This is a genomic window from Bradyrhizobium glycinis (genome assembly GCF_016031655.1).
Classification (GTDB): domain Bacteria; phylum Pseudomonadota; class Alphaproteobacteria; order Rhizobiales; family Xanthobacteraceae; genus Bradyrhizobium; species Bradyrhizobium glycinis.
On the sequence record NZ_JACCHQ010000001.1, the window covers coordinates 873,079 to 891,019 of the forward strand.

At 64.1% G+C, this 17,941-nt stretch carries 24 protein-coding genes and 1 pseudogene; 16 read left to right on the top strand and 9 right to left on the bottom strand.

The window, feature by feature from the left end:
• Positions 1-11: 11 nt before the first annotated feature.
• Positions 12-134: a hypothetical protein gene (locus HZZ16_RS37855; RefSeq protein WP_283815746.1), complete on the bottom strand. Its 123-nt coding sequence runs from the start codon at positions 132-134 to the stop codon at positions 12-14.
• Positions 135-233: 99 nt separating this feature from the next.
• Entirely contained in the window at positions 234-575 is a 342-nt protein-coding gene (locus HZZ16_RS04240; RefSeq protein ID WP_197947222.1) for a hypothetical protein, read from the bottom strand.
• A 59-nt stretch (positions 576-634) separates the two neighbouring features.
• On the opposite strand from HZZ16_RS04240, the gene HZZ16_RS04245 reads away from it, so the two are divergent.
• Together HZZ16_RS04245 and HZZ16_RS04250 are read left to right on the top strand one after the other, a co-directional pair.
• Positions 635-799 carry a hypothetical protein gene (locus tag HZZ16_RS04245; protein ID WP_167361658.1) on the top strand — a complete coding sequence of 55 codons (165 nt, stop codon included), beginning with the start codon at positions 635-637 and terminating at the stop codon, positions 797-799.
• A 32-nt stretch (positions 800-831) separates the two neighbouring features.
• Entirely contained in the window at positions 832-1,194 is a 363-nt protein-coding gene (locus tag HZZ16_RS04250; RefSeq protein ID WP_197947223.1) for a hypothetical protein, read from the top strand.
• 12 nt (positions 1,195-1,206) lie between these two features.
• On the opposite strand, the gene HZZ16_RS04255 is transcribed toward HZZ16_RS04250, so the two are convergent.
• Together HZZ16_RS04255 and pdxR are read right to left on the bottom strand one after the other, a co-directional pair.
• Positions 1,207-1,452 carry a DUF6719 family protein gene (locus HZZ16_RS04255; RefSeq protein WP_197947224.1) on the bottom strand — a complete coding sequence of 82 codons (246 nt, stop codon included), beginning with the start codon at positions 1,450-1,452 and terminating at the stop codon, positions 1,207-1,209.
• A 29-nt stretch (positions 1,453-1,481) separates the two neighbouring features.
• The gene (gene pdxR, locus HZZ16_RS04260) at positions 1,482-2,987 is read right to left on the bottom strand and encodes a MocR-like pyridoxine biosynthesis transcription factor PdxR (protein WP_246509941.1); all 1,506 of its coding nucleotides are present in this window, start codon (positions 2,985-2,987) and stop codon (positions 1,482-1,484) included.
• 75 nt (positions 2,988-3,062) lie between these two features.
• Here pdxR and HZZ16_RS04265 point away from each other — a divergent pair, with 75 nt between their 5' ends.
• The 7 genes from HZZ16_RS04265 (at position 3,063) to HZZ16_RS04295 (ending at position 9,530) form a co-directional block, all read left to right on the top strand.
• Positions 3,063-3,788, top strand: a complete 726-nt coding sequence (locus tag HZZ16_RS04265; RefSeq protein ID WP_197947225.1) for a pyridoxamine 5'-phosphate oxidase family protein — start codon at positions 3,063-3,065, stop codon at positions 3,786-3,788.
• 54 nt (positions 3,789-3,842) lie between these two features.
• A complete protein-coding gene (locus HZZ16_RS04270) occupies positions 3,843-5,120 on the top strand; it encodes an ArgE/DapE family deacylase (RefSeq protein ID WP_197947226.1) in 1,278 nt (425 codons plus the stop codon).
• A gap of 251 nt (positions 5,121-5,371) precedes the next feature.
• Positions 5,372-6,184, top strand: a complete 813-nt coding sequence (locus HZZ16_RS04275; protein ID WP_197947227.1) for a hormone-sensitive lipase — start codon at positions 5,372-5,374, stop codon at positions 6,182-6,184.
• A 32-nt stretch (positions 6,185-6,216) separates the two neighbouring features.
• Complete coding sequence (kynA, locus tag HZZ16_RS04280; protein WP_197947228.1) at positions 6,217-7,056, top strand: tryptophan 2,3-dioxygenase; 840 nt, start codon at positions 6,217-6,219, stop codon at positions 7,054-7,056.
• A gap of 8 nt (positions 7,057-7,064) precedes the next feature.
• A complete protein-coding gene (gene kynU / locus HZZ16_RS04285) occupies positions 7,065-8,267 on the top strand; it encodes a kynureninase (RefSeq protein WP_197947229.1) in 1,203 nt (400 codons plus the stop codon).
• A gap of 103 nt (positions 8,268-8,370) precedes the next feature.
• Positions 8,371-8,769: a PaaI family thioesterase gene (locus HZZ16_RS04290; RefSeq protein ID WP_197947230.1), complete on the top strand. Its 399-nt coding sequence runs from the start codon at positions 8,371-8,373 to the stop codon at positions 8,767-8,769.
• 152 nt (positions 8,770-8,921) lie between these two features.
• Positions 8,922-9,530 (top strand): GNAT family N-acetyltransferase, encoded by a 609-nt coding sequence (locus HZZ16_RS04295; RefSeq protein WP_197947231.1) that lies wholly within the window; start codon positions 8,922-8,924, stop codon positions 9,528-9,530.
• A gap of 80 nt (positions 9,531-9,610) precedes the next feature.
• Here HZZ16_RS04295 and HZZ16_RS04300 read toward each other — a convergent pair whose 3' ends face one another.
• The 3 genes from HZZ16_RS04300 to HZZ16_RS04310 form a co-directional block, all read right to left on the bottom strand.
• Positions 9,611-9,910 (bottom strand): hypothetical protein, encoded by a 300-nt coding sequence (locus HZZ16_RS04300; RefSeq protein WP_197947232.1) that lies wholly within the window; start codon positions 9,908-9,910, stop codon positions 9,611-9,613.
• A gap of 95 nt (positions 9,911-10,005) precedes the next feature.
• Complete coding sequence (locus HZZ16_RS04305; RefSeq protein ID WP_197947233.1) at positions 10,006-10,692, bottom strand: DUF2161 domain-containing phosphodiesterase; 687 nt, start codon at positions 10,690-10,692, stop codon at positions 10,006-10,008.
• A 98-nt stretch (positions 10,693-10,790) separates the two neighbouring features.
• Positions 10,791-11,471: an SDR family oxidoreductase gene (locus HZZ16_RS04310; protein ID WP_197947234.1), complete on the bottom strand. Its 681-nt coding sequence runs from the start codon at positions 11,469-11,471 to the stop codon at positions 10,791-10,793.
• A gap of 118 nt (positions 11,472-11,589) precedes the next feature.
• On the opposite strand from HZZ16_RS04310, the gene HZZ16_RS04315 reads away from it, so the two are divergent.
• Positions 11,590-12,309 (top strand): SGNH/GDSL hydrolase family protein, encoded by a 720-nt coding sequence (locus HZZ16_RS04315; RefSeq protein ID WP_197947235.1) that lies wholly within the window; start codon positions 11,590-11,592, stop codon positions 12,307-12,309.
• Positions 12,310-12,324: 15 nt separating this feature from the next.
• On the opposite strand, the gene HZZ16_RS04320 is transcribed toward HZZ16_RS04315, so the two are convergent.
• Positions 12,325-13,083: a tyrosine-protein phosphatase gene (locus HZZ16_RS04320; RefSeq protein ID WP_197947236.1), complete on the bottom strand. Its 759-nt coding sequence runs from the start codon at positions 13,081-13,083 to the stop codon at positions 12,325-12,327.
• 71 nt (positions 13,084-13,154) lie between these two features.
• Here HZZ16_RS04320 and HZZ16_RS04325 point away from each other — a divergent pair, with 71 nt between their 5' ends.
• Complete coding sequence (locus tag HZZ16_RS04325) at positions 13,155-13,481, top strand: MliC family protein (RefSeq protein WP_197947237.1); 327 nt, start codon at positions 13,155-13,157, stop codon at positions 13,479-13,481.
• A 111-nt stretch (positions 13,482-13,592) separates the two neighbouring features.
• Here HZZ16_RS04325 and HZZ16_RS04330 read toward each other — a convergent pair whose 3' ends face one another.
• Positions 13,593-13,796, bottom strand: coding sequence for a DUF2735 domain-containing protein (locus HZZ16_RS04330; RefSeq protein WP_036022780.1), 204 nt, complete (start codon positions 13,794-13,796; stop codon positions 13,593-13,595).
• A gap of 540 nt (positions 13,797-14,336) precedes the next feature.
• Between HZZ16_RS04330 and HZZ16_RS04335 the strand changes: the two genes are divergently transcribed.
• From HZZ16_RS04335 to HZZ16_RS04355, 5 genes and pseudogenes are all read left to right on the top strand, one after another.
• On the top strand, positions 14,337-15,371 hold the full coding sequence (locus tag HZZ16_RS04335) for a glutamine synthetase beta-grasp domain-containing protein (protein WP_197947238.1): 1,035 nt from the start codon (positions 14,337-14,339) through the stop codon (positions 15,369-15,371).
• Between the two features lie 195 nt (positions 15,372-15,566).
• Positions 15,567-16,268 carry a GrlR family regulatory protein gene (locus HZZ16_RS04340; RefSeq protein WP_197947239.1) on the top strand — a complete coding sequence of 234 codons (702 nt, stop codon included), beginning with the start codon at positions 15,567-15,569 and terminating at the stop codon, positions 16,266-16,268.
• A gap of 68 nt (positions 16,269-16,336) precedes the next feature.
• On the top strand, positions 16,337-17,158 hold the full coding sequence (locus HZZ16_RS04345; protein ID WP_197947240.1) for a tetratricopeptide repeat protein: 822 nt from the start codon (positions 16,337-16,339) through the stop codon (positions 17,156-17,158).
• Between the two features lie 100 nt (positions 17,159-17,258).
• The gene (locus tag HZZ16_RS04350; protein ID WP_197947241.1) at positions 17,259-17,408 is read left to right on the top strand and encodes a hypothetical protein; all 150 of its coding nucleotides are present in this window, start codon (positions 17,259-17,261) and stop codon (positions 17,406-17,408) included.
• A gap of 255 nt (positions 17,409-17,663) precedes the next feature.
• Positions 17,664-17,941: pseudogene (locus HZZ16_RS04355) on the top strand (GrlR family regulatory protein); the annotation flags it as partial.

Sequence of the window (17,941 nt, forward strand, 5' to 3'; positions counted from 1 at the left end):
GCGCTCCGCGTTCACTCCTGCGACGCGCTCGTGTTCACCAGGTGGCGATCGCGCGGCGTCGCAAGGCGCGATCCGGTCAGTCGCACGAACGTCTGCGGCGCCGCCTCGAGGCCGCGCCTCGATTGCAGCGCCATTGCGCCGGCGCTGCCCCGAATGACTGGTTGATCTCCGCGGTCCGTCGGTGGATTTTCATCGCGCGGCGTTGCGCGATTTCCCGCCATCATGGCCATCCCTCACGTGAATGCGCCCGGTGATCCGGGCGTCTCGGTTTCGATGGCTTGGGTCGTTGTTGAACCAATTCCGGTTCGACAGGATCCAGCCTTCTTTTGCCGTCCTTTCAACAGAAAAACGTAAAATGCATGTGAAGCGCGCGCGGCGGCCACATGACGACGCCAGCGCAGGGCGGATGTCCGGGCCGGCGCCGGAACTTGGCAGGCGACTTCGGCTGCCGCGAGACCTGTCTGAAATAACTGGCATTTTCCGAGAATTGTTTCGTCGCCATGCTGGGACGAAACAATTCTCACGAAGACGAAACCATTTTCAGCTTTTCGCGCATCACGCGCGAAACCGCCCATGGTTATCAGGCTCATAACGACGACGGCGCACCGCCGGCCACCGAATTGGGACTCAGATCATGCGCGCGCTCAGCTTCATCCTTGCTTTCGGTTTCGTGCTTGCCGGCTCCTCATTGGCGGGCGCGCCTGACGGCAATCTCCCTGGTGTCGGCACCTTCCAGTACAGCGGCTCGCCCGTCGCGGTTCCGGCCGCTCAGCCGATCATGGTCGCCGCGCGCTTCTGACCGCACACAATAAAACAGCCGGCAAAGCCATCATGTTGCTTCGTCTCTGCGCCGCAGCGTTCGTGTCCCTTCTGACGATCAGCTCCGTTCAGGCGCAGGTCCGCTCACCGTCCAGGCTACCCGATCCCCGTGGCGAATTCGTGCGCCAGTGTGCGCCGCGCATGCTCGGGCGCTGGGAGCATCCGGAGGAGGTCTGCGGCTGCCTGCACGATCACGCCGCCGCAGCCGTCGAGGATCGCGATCTGCGCGAAGCGCTGCTGCGCGGCATCAGCGAGACCGGCGTGCCCACCATCGAAACCGATTGGGTGCCGGCCTCCAAGCACAGCGAGATCGGCCCGACCTTCACCAAGATCGCCAAACCGACCTTGCAGTGCATGTTCGATCCGACGAAATAGCTTCCCAGATCCTCACTTCGTTTTCGGTCCGTGCCGCGGCACGCAGGAACTCGTGCGCGAGACTCCCTTGTCGGTCATCTTCGCACCGCGCACTTCCCTGACCTGGCCGGCGGGGCAGGTTCCGTCATCCACGAGCACGCGCTGGCCGAGCTTGAGATCGCCGATGTCCTGCTCGCGTCCGATGGTGGCGGCGCGTGCCGTCGAGGCAAGTGCGATGGAGATCAGCAGCGAGAGGCAGGTCGCATGGCGCAGGAGCATGATGTGAGGTCTCGGATCGATGCCGCAATCTAGGGAGCGGCGGGCGATTCTGATAGTGAAGCTTCGTCACGCCCGGCGGGCCGGTTTCCCCCGGCGCCCAAGGCTGCGCGCGCTTCCCTTGCCAGACGTTCGGCAGAGGCCACGAGCTGTGGCATCGGATGCCCGGAAAATCCCAGTACGTAGCCGGGCAGGGGACGCCCGCGCGAATAAGTGTCCGCCAATAGCCAGCCTTCGGCGCCGGCCGCTTGCTTAGCATGCGCCGCCACCGCCGGATCGACGGCAGGATCGAACCGGGCGACAAGATGCAGGCCTTGTGATGGCACCGGCACCGAAAGCGCGCCACCGGATGCGACTTCCAGCGTCTCGGCGAGCACGTCGCGGGCTTCGCGATAGAGTTTCCGCACGCGCTTCAGGTTCGCGGCGAAGGCGCCGGAATTGAGCATGTCCGCCACCGCGCCCTCCATCAGCGTGCCGGGAAAGCGGTCGAGCGCCGCGCGCGCCGCCGTCACGTCCGCGATCAGACGTTCGGGCAGGGCGCAATACCCGATGCGCAGGCCCGGAAACAGCGTCTTGGCAAAGGTGCCGAGGTAGATCACGCGCTGGAGGCGATCGATGCCGGCGAGCGACATCAGCGGCGCGCCGTCATAGCGGAACTCGCTGTCGTAGTCGTCCTCGAGCACGAATGCGCCGGCCTGTTTCGCCCAGTCCAGAAGCTCGAGCCGTCGCGGCATCGACATCTGTACGCCAAGCGGAAACTGGTGCGACGGTGTGACGTAGGCCGCGCGCGCGGACGGCGCTGCGATGCGGCCTTTGGCGACGCGCATCCCGTGTTCGTCCACCGGGACAGGCACGGTGCGATAACCGCAATGGGCGATGGTCTTTTGCACGGCGGGATAGCCCGGGTCCTCGCACCAGACCTGGTCGCTGGATCTCAGGATCGCGCTCAGCACGATGCGCAGCGCGTGCAGAGTGCCCGAGGTCAGCATGATCTGGTCGGGGTCGCAACGCAGGCCCCGCGCCGACAACAGATGGTCGGCGATCGCCACACGCAGCTCGCGGCTGCCCCGAGGGTCGCCATAATGCAGGTGCTCGGATCCGAATGCGCGCATGCGGCGGCCGACGAAAGCGCGAAAGCGCTGCACGGCGCGTTCGTCGATATGGGTGCAGCCAAGGGCAAACGCGCCTTGCCTTGGAGCTTCGAGAACGACTTTCGGCTTGTTCGGCTCGGCGGCGCGTTTGGGGATACGCGCCGCGACGAACGTCCCGGAGCCGACCGTTGCGTCGGCAAAGCCGTCGGCGATCAGGCGCTCATAGGCGGTGACGACCGCATTGCGGCGGAAGCCGGTCTGCCTGGCCAGCATCCGCGTCGGCGGCAGCGGCTCGCCCGGCCTGACCAGACCGGAGACGATCATCTCGCACAGCGCCTGATAGAGCCGGTGCGCGGCGGAAGCGCCGGCCGTGACGTGAGGGCCGGTGAGGTCGAGCGGAAGCTCGGGCTTGGCTCTGGAGGGCGAATTGGTCGGAATTTTTTGCATGGAATTGGAACTATCGCAGACCAAATGCGCCGCTACAACTGCTTCCGGATTTCTTCCATCCGAGCAGGAGCGGCCGTGAGCCAGACCGAGACCTCGAATTCCTATCCGACATCGGCACGCAACCAGGTGAAGCGCCGGCACGACCGCGGCTTCTATGATCACGACACGGTTCATCGCATCCTGGATTCCTCGATGCTGTGCCACGTCTCCTACGTGATCGACGGCCAGCCCTATTGCACGCCGACCTTCTTCTGGCGCGAGGGCACCAGGCTCTACTGGCACGGATCGAGCGCCAGCCGCATGCTGCGCAACCAGAGCAAGGGCGAGCGCGTCTGCCTGACCGTCGCCCATCTCGACAGCCTCGTGCTGGCGCGCTGCGGCTTCAACCATTCCGCCGACTACCGCGCCGTGATGGCGTTCGGCACGGCCTATCTCGTCACCGACCCTGATGAGAAGGAGCGGGCGGTGATCGCGATGGTCGATCGCTTCTTCCCGGATCGCACCGCCGGCCTGCGACAGAGCACGACGCAGGAAATCAAGGCGACGTCCTTCATCGCAATGGAAATCGAGGAAGCCTCGGCCAAGATCCGCGCCAAGGGTGTCGCCGACGACGACGAGGACTACGCGTTGCCGATCTATGCGGAACGCATTCCGGTCCGCACCGTGCTCGGCGCCCCCGAACCTTGCCCGCGCCTGCTCCAGGGTGTGAGCCGGCCTGCGACGCTGAACGGCTATTCCGAAGGCCGGCTGCTCGAAGATGCATTGCGGGATGCATATTTTCTAGAGTACCCGAACGGCTGAAATCGGCTAGTTTGCGCGCTCCATGGGACCATTGGAATGTCTGGAGTCGCCCGAATGAATGCCGAAACGCAGCAGAGGATTCTTGACGCCGTCGACAGCGGCTTCGAGGCTCAGCTTGCAACCACCTGCGATTTCGTCGCGATCCCTTCGACCCGCGGGGCGGAGGGACCGTGCCAGGACATGATCGGCGATCTCCTGCGCGAACGCAGCTACGAGGTCGACGACTGGCACATCGATGTCGATGATTTGAAGGATCTGCGCGGCTTCGGTCCGATCGAGCACGACTTTTCGAAGGCGCGATCCGTGGTGGGAACTTACCGTCCGCGAACCAATGGCGGCAAGTCGCTGATCCTGCAGGGACACTGCGATGTGGTGCCGGCCGGTCCGCTGGAATTGTGGGATACGCCGCCATACGCGGCGGTCATCAAGGACGGCAAGATGTTCGGCCGCGGTGCCTGCGACATGAAGTCCGGAACGATCGGTGCGCTCTATGCGCTGGACGCGATCAAGGCTGCGGGCTTCAGGCCGACGGCGCGGATCCATTTCCAATCGGTGATCGAGGAGGAGAGCACCGGTGTCGGCGCACTCTCGACGCTGCAACGCGGCTATCGCGCGGACGCCTGCTTCATTCCGGAGCCGACCGGCGGCAAGATGGTGCGCTCCCAGGTCGGCGTGATCTGGTTCCGCCTCCGCGTGAAGGGGCACCCGACCCACGTTGCCTTCGCAGGCTCCGGCGCGAACGCGATCATGGCGGCGTATCATTTGATCGAGGCGCTGCAAAAGCTCGAGATCGAATGGAACGAGCGGGCCAAGACCGACCGTCACTTCAAGACGCTCGATCATCCCGTCAACTTCAACGCCGGCGTAATCAAGGGCGGCGACTGGGCCTCGAGCGTGCCGGCCTGGTGCGACGTCGACTGCCGGATTGCAGTGTTGCCGGGCTGGTCGATCGCCGATCACCAGAAGGAGATCATGGCTTGCGTCGCCGCCGCTTCGCGCAACCACCGCTTCCTCGCCAACAATCCGCCGCAGGTCGAGTGGTCCGGCTTCCTCTCGGAAGGCTATGAGCTGACCAATGCCGCGGAGCCCGAGGCGGCGTTCGGGAAGGCCTTCAACAGAGTCTATGGCGGCACGCCAGAGGATCTCGTCTTCACGGCACTGACCGATACGCGCTTCTACGGCCTCAACCACGGCATCCCGAGTCTCTGTTTTGGTGCCAGCGGAGGCGAGATGCACGGCTTCAACGAGTTCGTCGACCTGGAGTCATTGAAGAAGGCGACCAAGACGATGGCGCTGTTCATCGCGGAATGGTGCGGCGTGGAGAAGGCGTAGGCCTCTCCCCCGTCATTGCGAGATATCGGAGGGTGGGCAAAGGCGCTCTTGCGCCATGCCCACGTTATCCTCACTCGAATGAATTGGTAGGCACGCTCCGCTTTGCCCACCCTACGGCGTCTCGTTCGGAGCGGCCAGCGCCCAATCCACCGGCTTCCTAATTCCTTTAAGCTTAAAAGAAAGACTAGGATGCCGTCCCGACCGGTGGCAGACTGGCGTTCGGTTCGTCGGACGAGTCCTCGGGAGCAACGATGCGCGATTGGGATGACGCTTACGCCAATTCGGCCCACATCCCGGGCTCGGACAAGATGCCGGCGCTGTGGGCGGAGCGGGCGGCGGCCTACCGCGCCGGGCTGAAGGAGTTTCGCCCCGACATCGCCTACGGCGGCGGCGAGCGCCAGAAGCTCGATCTGATCCTGCCTGACGGCGACAGCAAGGGTCTCGTCGTTTTCGTCCATGGCGGCTACTGGATGCGTTTCGACAAGTCGACCTGGACCGATCTCGCCGAAGGTGCGCGGCATCATGGCTGGACGGTGGCGCTGCCGAGCTACACGCTGGCACCGGCAGCCCGCATCTCCGATATCACTGCGGAAATCACCGCCGCGATCGCCAAAGCGGCATCGCTCGTCTCGGGACCGATCCGGCTCGCAGGCCATTCTGCCGGCGGCCATCTCGTCACGCGCATGCTGTGCAACGACAGCCGGCTCGAGTCCGCCGTTTACACCCGCGTTGCCGGTACGCTCTCGATCAGCGGCCTGCACGACTTACGTCCGCTTCTGAAGACTGGGATGAACGAGACGCTGCGCATGACGATGGAGGAGGCGACGCTGGAAAGCGCCGCACTGCATCTGCCACGGGGGCATTCGCCCGTAACGGCCTGGGTCGGCGGCAGCGAGCGGCCCGAATTCATCCGCCAGTCCGATCTGATGGCCAATATCTGGACCGGCTTCGACGTGCCGACGCACCTCGTCGTCGAGCCCGGCCTCAACCATTTCACAGTGATCGACGGGCTCAAGGATCCGTCGTCACAGATCACCGCGCGCCTGATCGGCCTCGATGAATGAGGCCAGGGAACGATCGATCGAGAGGGCCAGCCATGACGTCCAGCGATTACGATCCCACAAGCGAAGGTGCCGAGACCGATTTCGCCCGGCGCATGTCCTACGGTGATTATCTCGCGCTGGACGCGATCCTCGGTGCGCAACATCCGCTGTCGGAGGCGCATGACGAGATGCTGTTCATCATCCAGCATCAGACCACGGAACTGTGGATGCGGCTCGCCATCCACGAGCTCAGCGCCGCGCGCCGTGCGATCTCACGGGATGAGGTGCAGCCCGCGATGAAGATGCTGGCGCGGATGTCGCGCATCTTCGAGCAGCTCAACGGCGCCTGGGACGTGCTGCGCACCATGACGCCTAGCGAGTATACCCGCTTCCGCTCGCAGCTCGGACAATCCTCGGGCTTTCAGTCGCGGCAATATCGGCTGATCGAATTTCTGCTCGGCAACCGCAATCACGCCATGCTGAAGCCGCACGCGCACGATGCAGAGACAATCAGGCTGCTCGAAGCCGAGCTCGCGACGCCAAGCCTCTATGACGAGGTGCTGCGGCTCGCCGACCGCAACGGGCTCAAGATGCCTGCGGCGGTGCTGGCGCGCGACGTTCGCGAGACCCACAGCTTCAACGAAGGCGTGCTGCAGGCCTGGCGTATCGTCTACGAGGCGCCGGAGACGCACTGGATGCTCTACGAACTCGCCGAGAAGCTGGTCGATTTCGAGGACTATTTTCGGCGCTGGCGCTTCAACCATGTCACCACGGTCGAGCGCGTCATCGGCTTCAAGCGTGGTACGGGCGGCACTGGCGGCGTCAGTTATCTGAAGCGCATGCTCGAGGTCGAACTGTTTCCCGAGCTCTGGCGCGTGCGTACGATTTTGTAGGGATGTCCATGGCCCGGCTTCGCGTCTACGACGATACCAGAGCGTTGTTCCATTTGCCTGACGGCGTGATCTATCTCGACGGCAATTCGCTTGGGGCGCTGCCGCTGGGCGTTGCCGAGCGTGTTAACCGCGTGATCACCGCGGAGTGGGGCAACGAGCTGATCCGCGCCTGGAATACCGCCGGCTGGTATGTCCAACCGCGCCATGTCGGCGATCGCATCGCGCGGTTGATCGGTGCGGAGGCCGGCTCGGTGATGGTCGGAGACACGCTGTCCCTGAAGGTGTATCAGGCGCTCGCCGCCGCGCTCGACATGACCCCGTCCCGCAGGATCGTCCTGTCGGATACCGGCAACTTCCCGACCGACCTCTACATGGCCGAAGGTTTGATCGCGACGCTCGGACGCGGCCATCAATTGCGCCTGGTGGCACCGGAGGAGATCGAGGGCGCATTATCCGAGGAGATCGCCGTCCTCTACCTTACCGAGGTCGACTACCGCACCGGCCGCCGCCACGACATGGCAAGGCTCACCGCGAAAGCGCATGCGCTCGGCATCGTCACGGTCTGGGATCTCGCCCATTCCGCCGGCGCGCTGCCGGTCGATCTCGCCGGGAGCGGTGCCGATTTCGCCGCGGGGTGCACCTACAAATATCTCAACGCCGGCCCCGGCGCGCCGGCCTTCCTCTATGTCGCGCCGCGCCATGCCGACGGCGCGCGCGCCGCTCTGTCGGGATGGATGGGCCACGCAAAACCGTTTGCGTTCGAGCTTGGCTATGCGGCCGCGGGTGGGGTCGAACGCATGCGCGTCGGCACGCCGCCGGTGCTCGCCATGGCGGCGTTGGAGGCCTCGCTCGATATCTGGGACCAGGTCGACATCGCGGAGGTTCGCGCGCGTTCGCTGGCGCTGGGTGATCTCCTGATCAGTGAAGTCGAGCGCCGTTGTCCGCAACTCGAGCTGGTGACCCCGCGCGAGCATGAGCGGCGCGGGTCGCAAGTCTCCTTCGCGTTCGCCGACGGCTATGCCGCGATGCAGGCCCTGATCGCCCGCGGCGTCATCGGCGATTTCCGCGCGCCCGACATCATGCGGTTCGGCCTCACGCCGCTTTATGTCGGAGAGGACGAGATCATCCGTGCGGCCGAGATCATCGAAGAGGTGATTGCTGATGAGATTTGGCGCCGGCCGGAGTACCAGGTCGTGAATGCGGTGACGTGAGGAAGGACGATTCTCAGATATCCGGGATGATTACCTGGGACGTCATTGCTTCGCCCCGCGCGGCAATTCACGCTGAGACAACAACCAATTGGGAGCAGTTCCGATGACGCCGCTCGAGAAACTTAAAGCGATGAAGATGCCGTTCGCCGAGCTCAAGGGCGTCGAGTTTGTCGAGGCGGAGAAGGACCGCGTGGTGGCGCGGATGACGGTCCGGCCGGACCTCTGCACGCTTCACCACACCATCCACGGCGGGGCTGTGATGGCGCTGGCCGATTCCGTCGGCGCGGCGGCGACCGTGATCAATCTGCCCGAGGACGCCAAGGGTACGACGACGCTGGAGAGTAAGACCAATTTCATCGGCGGGGCGAAGGAGGGGGCCAGGCTCATCGCCACCGCCACCCCGGTGCACAGGGGCCGGCGGACCCAGGTCTGGACCACCAGACTGGAAACCGAGGACGGCAAATTGGTCGCGGTGGTGACCCAGACCCAGCTGGTCCTGTGAAACTACCGGACTTTGATTTTATTCACGAATTAGTCGCGCCGGTGCCCGAAACTTGGGCAGGTCTCCGTCTTGAAAATCATGGTGCGATGCACAATATAGGGGGCCTAGGGATTCGAACGCCTCCTCGAGGGAACACCAAGAGGAGTTCTGACGTGGTACTTGAAGACACCGTCCGTACCATTCCCGGCTATGTACGGACCTTGATCCAGCAGGAAGAATTGCCGCTCCTGCGCGATCACCTGCTAAGGCTTGATGCCGGCAGCCGGCATGACCGTTTCAACGGCTTTCTCGACGACAGCTTCATCGAGCGCTACGCCGCCCGCTGCGCCGAGGACGGCACCGTGATCGTTGCCTATATCGTCGATGGCGTGGTGCGCGGCGCGGCCGAGCTGCACCCGCCGGAGGACGGTTCCTTGCCGGAGGTCGCCTTCAGCGTGGAAGCCTCCGCGCGCCGCCAGGGCGTCGGCACCGTGCTGTTCCGCCGCCTGATCGCAGAGGCGCGCTGGAAGGGCTACAAGCAGCTGCGCATCACGACGGGCGCGGACAATCATGCGATGCGGGCGCTCGCCAGGAAGTTCGGGGCCCATCTGGCTTTCCGCCACGGTGAATCGACCGGCACGATCGACCTCGCCAAGAAGACGCCCGAGGCCGAGCTTGCCGATCTCGCGGCCTCGCCGTTCACGGCCGGGCGCGCGCTCCTCAGCTTCAACAGCACGTGTTGGAAGCTGATCTCGAGCATGTACGGCAATCGCGCCGCATAGCCCGGAAATTGCGGTCAGGAATCACAAAGCGGACCGGCAAGGCCGGTCCGCTTTCGTGTTCGATGCGATGAAACGAATGCTCAGCTGCGCGTGGCGGCGCCGAAGCGGCGGACGACGCGGCGTTCGACCACGACGGAGCGCTGCGCGCCCTGTTCGCCGGCGATCACGCGCGTGGCCGTGATGCGGCTGTTGGTGCGGGCTTGCTTTTTCACCTCGGCCTGGACGACGTCGAGCGGCATCCCCATCAAGGCTGCGGCGATCTCAGCCTGCTGCGCCTGGTCGTCAGTGATGCCGACAGCGGCGAAGATCGCCTCGTCCAGGGTCGGGGGATCGTGGCGGACGCGCCGCGTGCCATATTTGGTATTCCAGTCTGCGCTCATAACGGCCTCATTTTGATGCCGGGATACCTAGTGCCGCCAATGTTGCATTGCAATATGAAATCGGTGTGGCATCTCAGCTATGCACCGCTCTGGTGTCACAGCGGTGACGCAGCACCTGCGCCGACCTCCACCCGTTGCTGGGGCCAGCGCTTCAGGGCCGCGTGTCCGGCTTCGGTCAGCCGGTAGATTCCCCGCTCAGTGCGTTCGAACCAGCCATACACATTGTTAAGCAAGATCTTGCCGGCATCGGGGCAGTGAGCGCGCAGCTCGCGCACCGGCTTCGACCCATCGGCAAGCGCCGCCGCGCAGGACAACGCCTGCTGGCGATAGGCCGTCATGATCGGGGCGCGGGTGCTCCCGCCGAGCACGGGATCGCCCTGGCGGCGCTGATGCTCGGCGACGAGACGCGAGCGCACCTTCGGCTCGCGGCGCGGCGCCGCGGTCGGCGGCTTCACCAGCACTTCGACCTGGCCGCGATCGGTCACGCCAAGCATGCCGAAGCCGAGCCGACGGCAGAGATTGCGATAGCGCGCGTCGCACTCGCGCCCCTTGCCGCGCGCGGACATCTTCGCTGCGATCCAGACCTCGTCGCCGGCCGGCGCGCGATCGACTGCCTGCAGGATCAGCTCGAGATTAAAGGCAAGCTTGAGCTCGCCGATCACCACGACGGGTGGATCGCCGGCGCTGAGGCCGACAAGATCGCAGCCGCCGATCTCGCCCTTGACCGTGAAGCCGAGCTCTTCGAGGAAGCGTTTGACGGGCAGGTAAAGCGCGGTTTCCAAGGGACGTCCGATCGGAGAATCAGTTGCAGACAGTCTAGAGCGTTCTCGGCCCCGATTGAATCGGAGCCGATGCCTCTAACGTTTCGATCGGAACGCGATCACACCCGTCCACCGACCGGAATCAGGGCGCCCGTGACGCCGCTCGCGGCATCGCTGGCGAGGAACAGGATGACTTCGGCGAGTTCGTGTGGCGTCACCCATTTGGAGAAGTCGGCTTTCGGCATGTCGGCGCGGTTGGCCTTGGTGTCGATGATCGAGGGCAGCACCGCATTGACGGTGACCTTGCCCTTCCACTCACTTGCGAGGGCCTCGGTCAGGCGATGCACGCCGGCTTTCGATGCCGCATAGGGGCCCATCCCGTTGCCGGCCTGAAGCGCGCCCATGGCGCCGATATTGACGATGCGACCGGCCGTGGACTCGGCGAGGTGCGGCAGCGCCGCGCGCGAGGCGTTGAGCGCGGTCAGCACGTTCAGCGCATGCATGCGCTGCCACGTCGCGATGTCGCCGTCTCCGACGGTCTCGAAGGCGAAGCCGCCGGCGATGTTGATCAGTGCGTCGAGCCGGCCGAAATGTTTCGCGGCCGCATCGACAGCCGCTTTCGCTTGCGCTGGGTCGGACAGATCGACACCGCCGATCTCGATGCGTTCGGGAGTCGCGGACACTTGTGAAGGCGCGTGATCGATACAGGCCACGCGCGCGCCGCGGGACCGTGCCATCTCCGCGACGACCCTGCCGAGCGCGCCGAACGCGCCGGTCACGACAACCACTTTCCCCTGCACGATTGCTCTCCATCGTTATACTTCACTGACTATTGCGCGGGGTGGATTGCGCTTGCAATGGCGGCAACATCAAGACTGGGCTACAAATGCAACTTTAGATCGTTGAGGAGGTCATTTCATGTCTGACAATTTGCCAATCGTCGAATTTCCCGCTGCGATCGTCGACCTGACATATCCGCTGATGCGGCTCCGACAGGCGCTGGATGATAAGGGACCCGTGCGCATCGTCGCCATCGGCTCGTCGTCAACCGCCGGACGAGCCGATGTCGTCCCGTATCCCTATCGGCTGGAGATGTATTTGCGGCAGTATTTCAAGGATGTGGTGCCGCGGCCGCACATCCGGATTGACGTCCTGAACCGGGGCAAGGGCGGCGAAGAAGCAAACGAAGAGCTCGGACGCTTCGAGGACGATGTTTTTCGTGATGATCCGGCATTGGTCATTTGGCAGGTCGGAACCAACGCGGTCTTTCATAACGATAAGTATGACGTGGAGATCGTTGCCGGGATCATCAGGAAGGGCCTAGCGCAATTACGCGCTCGCGGCTTCGAGGTTCTGGTGATCGATCCGCAATATGTGACGAAGATGCTTTGGGATGACCGCGCCGAGCTCGCTGGCAAGATGGTCCGGCTTATCCGCGAAGCTGCCAATGAGGCAGGTGTGAATTTGTTTCGGCGTTGGTCGCTGATGCGGCACTGGCACGTGCATAACAATGTCTCGTTCGAGCAATTGATCGACCCGAGCGATCCCGACAAGCTGCACCAGAATGATTGGAGCACCCAACAAGTTTCCTTGGCGCTCAAGAACGCCATCATCAAAGCCCTCGGGCCGATGGCCTGACGCTACCGCCGCGGGTCACACCTGCAGATAGCGCGCCTTCAGTGCGTCTCGTTCTGCCCTGCCGAGCTTGAGCCCGTCGCGCAAATAGGCTTCGAGATCGCCATATTCGCTGTCGACCGCTTCGAATGCGGCCGCAAGGTACGAGGCCTCGACGCTGCCAATCGCGTCGAGAACATCGGCGGGTAGATCGGAGGCGTTCGACGGGTCGTGCTTGTAGTGCCGGTTGGTCAAGAGATAATCCTCGGCGATGACCTCGTCCGGCACGCCGAGTGCATGCAGGATCAGCGCGCTGGCGAAGCCGGTGCGGTCCTTGCCGGCGGTGCAGTGGATCACGAGCGGCGCGTGATCTTCCAGCAGATGGCCGAACAGCGCGCGGAAGCTGTGCGTGTTGTGGCGCACATAATTGCGATAGGACTCTCGCATGAGCTCGAGCGCCACGGCCGCGGTCAGCGTACCCTTCGCGAGCTCGGCGCGCAGCGCGGCTACGACGGTCGGTTCGATCGGCAGCGAATGCACCGTGATCTCGTCCACGACGCAGATGCCGGCCGCGCGCTCCTCCAGGCCACGGAAATCGAACGCGCTGCGCACGCCCAGCGCGCGGACGACCTCGATGTCGGCCGCGGTGAGCTGGCCGAGATGGTTGGAGCGGAAAATGTGCCGCCAGCGTGTGGTGCGGCCATCAATTGTCGGGTAGCCGCCGAGGTCGCGGAAATTGCTCGCACCCTGCAGGGCGAGATGGCGGGCGGGGGAGTCCTTCGGGGAGGAGTCTTGCATGGGATCAGCTTGGGTTATGGTTCCACCGGATGCACGTTTGGCGTCCTTGCGGTCTATTACAGGGGGCGATCATGGGCCGGCACAAGGCCATTGTTTTGACGGTCAGTATGCTGGCGGGCGCAATGCTCGGTGCGCGGCAGGTCGATGCGCAGACCTTCCAGACTTACCGCTGCGCCGATGGTACGCAGTTCATCCTGGGCTTTTATGACTACGACAAGCGGGCTTTCGTCCAGATCGATGGCCAGCCGGTCACGCTCGCCAAGCGGTTGGCGGTTTCGGGGGCGCGCTATTCGGGGGCGGGAGTCACGCTGAGGATTCCCAAGACCGGGCCCGCCACGGTCAAGCACCTGAAGCGGCCGGTTACGGCCTGCGCGGTGGTCGAAAAGCCCGGGATCTAGGCGGGGGCGCACCTCGAATCAAAAAGGGCCGAAACGCCGTTGTTTCGACCCTTTTGCAAACTGCCGCCGGCCGCTTGCGAAAGCCCGGCACTGTCAGACCAGCAGCTGGCATCAGCGTTCCCATTTGGGCTTGGCTTCGTCGACCGCATCCTGATGATACCAGCTGTCGCTGCAGATCGAGACGTTCGCGGGCAGCGAAGCCTGATCGGCGGGAAGGCGGGTCTCGCCATAGCGGCGTCCGGCGAGGGCCGCACGGCCGCCGACGGGGAATTGGTAGATCTTTGCAGATCCGTGACTCAGACCATTGTTCATCATTGCGATTCTCCTTGGTCGAAGCGCCTTGGCCTCCATGGTGCGCCCGACTCGTTCGATTGTGGTTACTGGAATCCCCATATCGGCCGCTCATCCCGGATTGGAAAGTGCTGAAAAGGAAATCAGTTTCCGCCCAATTTGTAGGCAGATAGCCTTCTGCATCCTCCAAGGCACGCTGCTGCTGACCAACGCGTGTGCTATTCCGAAGGTTGCTGCGGAGGGGTGGCGGAGTTTGCGAAAGTTACCGGACGTTGATGCGCGTTTCATCGGCAACGCGCCGAGTGGCGTCCGCTGCTTCTGAATCGGGCGTTTTCCGCGGGATTTTTGCAGCGCAGCTTCGCGTCAAGGTGCGCGGCTATGACGCATGGCACCGTGGAGGGCTTGTCCGCGGTGAGGAGGAGCCGGAAGCGGTGGAAAACCGCCCGTACTGCGGCCTTTTGGCACGCGAAATGCTTGGGAAGGGCCGGCCGATGATGGCCGGGTACAAACGTGCGGGGGCCCTCCCGGGCCCCCAACCTTTCGCATCATCTACAGAGAGGCTCAATGACCAAGTACAAGCTCGAGTACATCTGGCTCGACGGATATACGCCGACTCCGAATTTGCGCGGCAAAACTCAGATCAAGGAATTCGCGTCGTTCCCGACGCTCGAGCAGCTTCCGCTCTGGGGCTTCGACGGCTCCTCCACCCAGCAGGCCGAAGGCCACAGCTCCGATTGCGTGCTGAAGCCGGTCGCCGTGTTCCCGGACGGTGCGCGCACCAACGGCGTGCTGGTGATGTGCGAAGTCATGATGCCCGACGGCAAGACCCCGCATCCGTCCAACAAGCGCGCCACCATCCTGGACGACCCCGGCGCCTGGTTCGGCTTCGAGCAGGAATACTTCTTCTACAAGGACGGCCGTCCGCTCGGCTTCCCCGAGGCCGGCTATCCGGCACCGCAGGGCCCGTACTACACCGGCGTCGGCTATAAGAACGTCGGCGACGTCGCCCGCAAGATCGTCGAAGAGCATCTCGACCTCTGCCTCGCCGCCGGCATCAACCATGAAGGCATCAACGCGGAAGTCGCCAAGGGCCAGTGGGAATTCCAGATCTTCGGCAAAGGCTCCAAGACCGCTGCCGACCAGATGTGGATGGCCCGCTACCTGATGCTGCGCCTGACCGAGAAGTACGGCATCGACATCGAATTCCACTGCAAGCCGCTCGGCGACACCGACTGGAACGGCTCGGGCATGCACGCCAACTTCTCGACCGCCTATATGCGTGAGGTCGGCGGCAAGGAGTATTTCGAGGCCCTGATGGCCGCCTTCGAGAAGAACCTGATGGATCACATCGCCGTCTACGGCCCGGACAACGACAAGCGTCTGACCGGCAAGCACGAGACCGCGCCGTGGAACAAGTTCAGCTACGGCGTTGCCGATCGCGGCGCCTCGATCCGCGTTCCGCACTCCTTCGTCAACAACGGCTACAAGGGCTATCTGGAAGACCGCCGTCCGAACTCGCAAGGCGACCCCTACCAGATCGCTTCGCAGATCCTGAAGACGATCTCGTCCGTGCCGACCGACAAGAAGGCCGCGGCCTAAGATCCTCCCGGCCCGGGCTGGGGGGCTGGCCCGGGTTGGCTTGCAATCCGCCGGAGCGCAGGCTCCGGCGGATTTTTGCATTTTGATGACAACTGTCCGTGTGCCTGCCGACTTCGGCGCCGCGAAACTTGTCCATCGCCGGCGAAAGCGGGATAGAGTGCATCCGGATGCGAGCGAGGGCCGGGGACACGGCTGGTGTTTGAAGGCTTCTACAAGGTGAGATTTCAGCTCGGCGATGCCGTCGGCCGCAGCGTGATGCATGTCGGCAACGGCAAGATGCTCGGCGGTAATTCGGCCTTCGCCCATATCGGCAGCTACGAGAAGACGGGCAGCGGCGTCGACATCGTGATCAAGACCGTCCGCCATAATCCCGATCCGAGCTACCGCGCCATGGCGGGCACGGACGATGCAACCCTGATCGCGAAGGGCTGGGCCGACGGCGATCTCTATCGCTTCAAGGGCGAGCTCAAGGAGCTGCCGGGCGTGCCGTTTCAGTCGCTGATGACGCCGATCACGGACGAGGAGGTGCCGATCGCCGGCGGCATCGGCGAAGCCGGTATCAGCGACGGTCTCTACTCCATCCACCTGCGCATGCTCGATGGCCTCGACGGCGGGCTCACCGGGGTGATGCTGCTCAACCAGGGCCGCATCCTCGGCGGCGATGCATCGTTCTATTATCTCGGCAGCTACACCGCCGCGAAGGGCCGCTGGAAGGGCCAGATCCTCAACCAGGAGCACACGCCGGCCAAGGACGATCCGATCTTCGGCGGGCACGAGGTCGGCATCGGCTTCTCCGGCAGCTACGACGCGGAGCAGGCGGTGCTGGAGGCAACCGCGCTGGCCGGCAAGCGATCTTTGCGCCTGACCGCAGCGCTCAAGCTGATGCATCGCGCCTGAGCCACCATCGCAGACGTGAGCCGACTCGAGCCTTGAATTTGCCGAGCCACAGACGCAACGTGACGATCATGCGGACTTTCCTTCTTGCCATGCTCTTTGCGCTCGCCGCACCTCTGACGGCGCAGGCGCAATCGGCCGACCTCGTGTTGTGCGACCGTCTCGCCGCCGATCCCAGCGATCCCGACAAGCCGGCCGATGTGAAGGGCGTCGCGGAGATCGCTTCCGCCGACATCGCCACCGCGATCAAGTTCTGCAAGCAGGCGGCAAACTCTTCGCGCCGCGCGATGTTCGAGCTCGGGCGCGCTTACGCGGCCAACCGGCAGACGGCAGAGGCGATCGCGGCCTGGCGCAAGGCCGTCGACAAGGGATCGAGTGCGGCGATGGTCGAGCTCGGTGTTACCTACGCCACCGGCTCGGGCGTCGCGAAGGACGAAGTGCAAGCGCGAAAGCTGTTCGAGAAGGCGGCGCAGGCCGGCAATCCCCGCGGGGTCAGTAACCTTGCCGCGCTCGGCGCTGCAGGCGGCGCGGCGCCGGCCGACCCCGCCCAGGCGCGCGCGCTGCTCGGCAAGGCCGCCGAGACCAACGCGGAGGCGCAGTACCAGCTCGGCCTGATGCTGTCCGAAGGCTCAGGGAGCGACAAGGACGATGTTGCGGCGCGCGCCTTGTTCGAGAAGGCGGCGGCCCAAAACCATCCCGGCGCGCTGGAGCGGATGGGCGCCTTCGCGGAAGGCGGCCGCGGCGGTGCAAAGGACAAGGACGCGGCGAAAGCCTATTACGAGCGCGCCGCCGCGCTCGGTGACGAGGACGCCAAGAAGGCGCTGGAGCGCATTCGCTGTCCCTATGCGATCAAGGACAAGCAGGGCAGGCTGGTGACCACGCTGTGCTTCTGAACGCCATCGGGTCGCGCAGTGCTTCACGAACAGAGCCACGATTCGACGGAACCCGGCTCGCGCGTACGCCGTTGACATCCAGACGAAACGGAGCGCGATGATGATCCGCAAACTGGCATCGGGCGAATACCGCCTCTATTCACGCAAGGTGAATCCGAAGACCGGCAAGCGCCGTAACCTCGGCAGTTTCAAGAGCCGTGCGGCCGCCGAGAAGCACGAGCGCGAGGTGCAGTATTTCAAGCGCCACTGAGGCGTGAAGGCCCTTTCCACAGGACCGGACATAAAAAGTCGAAAAACAACCCCATGCACAGTAGCCAAGTCCCTGAAATCATTGACTGCGGATTTTGCGAAGTGGAGTTTGACCCGTCGGGCAAAACAGGGGCATAATGGCATCATGGCGGGCGGAGGTCCCCGGGGCGGTAATGCGCAGAAAAGCCGGTGGTCTCGCTGGGGCGACGATGCTGGGTCGCCCGCAATTCATTTCTGATTTTGCAGGTTCAGGACGTTGTTGGACGGGCTCTACAAGGTTGAATACGGCGTCAACGATGCGTTCGGCTGCAGCATCATGTGCCTGCATGACGGCAGGATGCTGGGCGGCAATTCGGGCTTTGCGCATCTCGGCAGCTACGTCGAGCGCGACGGCGAGATCATCGCCCAGGTCATCACCGAGCGGCACAACCTCGACCCCAGCTACAAGCCGATGATGGGCGCCGACGTCGCCTCGATCGGGGCGCGCGGCCGGCTTTACGGCAACCAGATCCGTCTCGAGGGCGGCGCGGACAC

What these genes read in the sequence shown, in the direction of transcription:
- HZZ16_RS04270 (WP_197947226.1), top strand. Translation starts at nt 3,843, where the DNA reads ATGAATGCCGAAACGCAGCAGAGGATTCTTGACGCCGTCGACAGCGGC.
- HZZ16_RS04330 (WP_036022780.1), bottom strand. Translation starts at nt 13,796, where the DNA reads ATGATGAACAATGGTCTGAGTCACGGATCTGCAAAGATCTACCAATTC.
- HZZ16_RS04290 (WP_197947230.1), top strand. Translation starts at nt 8,371, where the DNA reads ATGACGCCGCTCGAGAAACTTAAAGCGATGAAGATGCCGTTCGCCGAG.
- HZZ16_RS04350 (WP_197947241.1), top strand. Translation starts at nt 17,259, where the DNA reads ATGATCCGCAAACTGGCATCGGGCGAATACCGCCTCTATTCACGCAAG.
- HZZ16_RS04345 (WP_197947240.1), top strand. Translation starts at nt 16,337, where the DNA reads ATGCGGACTTTCCTTCTTGCCATGCTCTTTGCGCTCGCCGCACCTCTG.
- HZZ16_RS04320 (WP_197947236.1), bottom strand. Translation starts at nt 13,083, where the DNA reads ATGCAAGACTCCTCCCCGAAGGACTCCCCCGCCCGCCATCTCGCCCTG.
- HZZ16_RS04300 (WP_197947232.1), bottom strand. Translation starts at nt 9,910, where the DNA reads ATGAGCGCAGACTGGAATACCAAATATGGCACGCGGCGCGTCCGCCAC.
- HZZ16_RS04325 (WP_197947237.1), top strand. Translation starts at nt 13,155, where the DNA reads ATGGGCCGGCACAAGGCCATTGTTTTGACGGTCAGTATGCTGGCGGGC.
- HZZ16_RS04245 (WP_167361658.1), top strand. Translation starts at nt 635, where the DNA reads ATGCGCGCGCTCAGCTTCATCCTTGCTTTCGGTTTCGTGCTTGCCGGC.
- HZZ16_RS04255 (WP_197947224.1), bottom strand. Translation starts at nt 1,452, where the DNA reads ATGCTCCTGCGCCATGCGACCTGCCTCTCGCTGCTGATCTCCATCGCA.
- HZZ16_RS04250 (WP_197947223.1), top strand. Translation starts at nt 832, where the DNA reads ATGTTGCTTCGTCTCTGCGCCGCAGCGTTCGTGTCCCTTCTGACGATC.
- HZZ16_RS04315 (WP_197947235.1), top strand. Translation starts at nt 11,590, where the DNA reads ATGTCTGACAATTTGCCAATCGTCGAATTTCCCGCTGCGATCGTCGAC.
- pdxR (WP_246509941.1), bottom strand. Translation starts at nt 2,987, where the DNA reads ATGCAAAAAATTCCGACCAATTCGCCCTCCAGAGCCAAGCCCGAGCTT.
- HZZ16_RS37855 (WP_283815746.1), bottom strand. Translation starts at nt 134, where the DNA reads ATGGCGCTGCAATCGAGGCGCGGCCTCGAGGCGGCGCCGCAGACGTTC.
- HZZ16_RS04335 (WP_197947238.1), top strand. Translation starts at nt 14,337, where the DNA reads ATGACCAAGTACAAGCTCGAGTACATCTGGCTCGACGGATATACGCCG.
- HZZ16_RS04275 (WP_197947227.1), top strand. Translation starts at nt 5,372, where the DNA reads ATGCGCGATTGGGATGACGCTTACGCCAATTCGGCCCACATCCCGGGC.
- kynU (WP_197947229.1), top strand. Translation starts at nt 7,065, where the DNA reads ATGGCCCGGCTTCGCGTCTACGACGATACCAGAGCGTTGTTCCATTTG.
- HZZ16_RS04240 (WP_197947222.1), bottom strand. Translation starts at nt 575, where the DNA reads ATGGGCGGTTTCGCGCGTGATGCGCGAAAAGCTGAAAATGGTTTCGTC.
- kynA (WP_197947228.1), top strand. Translation starts at nt 6,217, where the DNA reads ATGACGTCCAGCGATTACGATCCCACAAGCGAAGGTGCCGAGACCGAT.